A 2,221-nucleotide genomic window follows, 5' to 3' on the forward strand; every position below is an offset into this window, starting at 1 on the left:
CGGGCGGACGCGGCGGATTGAGTTAGTCAAACTCGCGGCCGCGGTTCGGGCAAACGGTCCGGCGGCGCCGGGAGACATTTTTATAACCACGTTCGTATCCGCATTAGACTCAGGGGAGCTGTCATCGTGGATCAGCGCAGTCAGCCAAGGGGGGGAAAGGGCGGGGAATCGCCAAGCGCCGGTCCGTCGGCGTCTATCGGATTTTCACGTTCCGCCGCTGGCGCCGAGCGGCGCGAGCGGGTGAGAATATTGTTCTCGAATCTACCGTTTTCGCTGACTATTAGCGGTTTGTTGGCCAGTCTATTGGCGGCGGTTCTGGCGCCGGAAATCCAGGGTGCCCGATTATTCGATTGGTTCGCGGTGTTGGCCGCCGTGTTGCTGGCCAGAACCTTAATGCTGTTGGTTTGGCGGCGCCGGCCCGATGCCGGTATCGGGCCGGCCGATGTCGAAGCTTGGTTGTTCTGGTTTCGGCTTGGCACGATCGCCGCCGGAGTTGTTTGGGGCGTCGGTGGACTGCTGCTGGCACCGGTCGGCGATATCAGTCACAAAATCTATGTGTCGTTCGCGTTGGGCGGCTTATGCGCCGGCGCCGCCACCACCTTGGCGGTCGATAGTTTTTCGTTGGTCGGATTTTTATTGACGGTACTGGTGCCGCAAATCGCGTTTCTGGCAATGCAGCAGGACGCGATTTCGCACGGCATGAGTGCGATGGAAACGCTGTTCATGATTTTTCTGGTGGCCAGTTCCAGGCAATCGCGCCGGCAATTGGTGGAAAACTTTCGTTTGCGGATGCAGGCCACCGACAACGAATTGCGGTTCCGGCATATGCTGGAGAGCAGCCCGGTCGCGACGTGCATCGAGGATGCCGCCAACGGTCGGGTGATCTTTGCCAACAATAGTTATGCCTTGTTGATCGATACCACCCTGGAGCGGGCCATCGGCGCGTTTACCGCCAGTTATTACGCCAACCCCGACGAGTACGCGGCGGTTTTGGAGCGCTTGGGCAACGGCGAACAGGTTACCAACCAGCTCGTTGAATTGCATAGCCCACGGGGTAGTGGCTGGGTGAAATGGACGTTGGCGTCGTATTTTCCGGTGGACTACCAGAGTAAGCCGGCCTTGCTGATCTGGTTTTACGATATTACCGAGCGCAAGATCGCCGAGGATAGAAACCAGCATTTGGCCTATCACGACGGTTTGACCGGTTTGCCGAATCGCTCGCTGTTTCGCGATCGAGTGCAACACGCCATCGCCAGCGCCGAACGCGATCGCGGCAAATTGGCTTTGATGTTTGTCGATCTGGATCAATTTAAACCGGTCAACGATCAACACGGTCACGGCGTCGGCGATCAGTTGCTGAAAGCGGTGGCGGAGCGCCTCTACCGTTGCCTGCGCAAGTCGGATTCGCCGGCCCGGCTTGGCGGCGATGAATTCGTCGTGTTGTTGCCGGCGATCAAGACTGAACGGAATGCGTTGGAGATCGCCGAGAAAATTCGCCACGAGTTGAGCGTGCCGTTTGAAATCGAAGGATTGATGCTGGAAATCTCCGCCAGCATTGGGGTGGCGATCTATCCGGACCACGCCGACAACGCGCAACGCTTGGTGGATTGCGCGGATTTGGCGATGTATTACGCCAAAGCCGAGGGTAGGAACCGGGTGCGCACCTACCAAGCGAATCTGCGCGACGCCAATGCCTGACGCCGCCGGTTTGGCGGGTTCGCGCCGGAGTCGGCGTTTCACTCGAACGGTCAAGTGGGCTTGGGCTGCTTTATAATGCGGTATTCACGTACTGGCCATTGACGGCGCCGCCATGAAAAAAATCATCCAGAAAATTTCCGCCGCGATTTCCGAAGCGACCCTGCCGGAAAAAGCCAGGGCGCACTATGCCGCCGGGCGCTACAAGGAAGCGAGCGATCTGTTCAAGGAATTGTTGAAACAATCGGGCGATGCCGAGACCAAACGCTGTCTGGCCGATTGTTATCTGCAGCGCGCCAAGGTGATGGCGGCCAAAGCCATGTTCAAGGAAGCTTGTGTGCTTTGGGAAAACTACGCCGCCCATGCCGATTGCCCGCCGCAAGCGCAAGACCTTTACCTGCTGTGGCTGTTGGCCGGTAAAAACGAGCGCAAGGCTTACACGGTGCTCGAAGGGTTCTGCGCCCGGCAATTGGATGAAGACTATCCCGAGTTGGCGGCTTACCTGGGAGCGCTATTGGTTTCGGGG

Annotated in this window: 1 protein-coding gene and 1 pseudogene; both read left to right on the plus strand. The window is 58.4% G+C overall.

The annotated features are described in order from the left end of the window. The first annotated feature begins 249 nt into the window (after window positions 1–249). Window positions 250–1,698, plus strand: coding sequence for a diguanylate cyclase domain-containing protein (locus tag AC3B8H_RS20545; protein WP_488443377.1), 1,449 nt, complete (start codon window positions 250–252; stop codon window positions 1,696–1,698). A 112-nt stretch (window positions 1,699–1,810) separates the two neighbouring features. Beyond that, window positions 1,811–2,221: pseudogene (locus AC3B8H_RS20550) on the plus strand (hypothetical protein); the annotation flags it as partial.

The organism is Methylomonas sp. BG-2 (assembly GCF_057766305.1).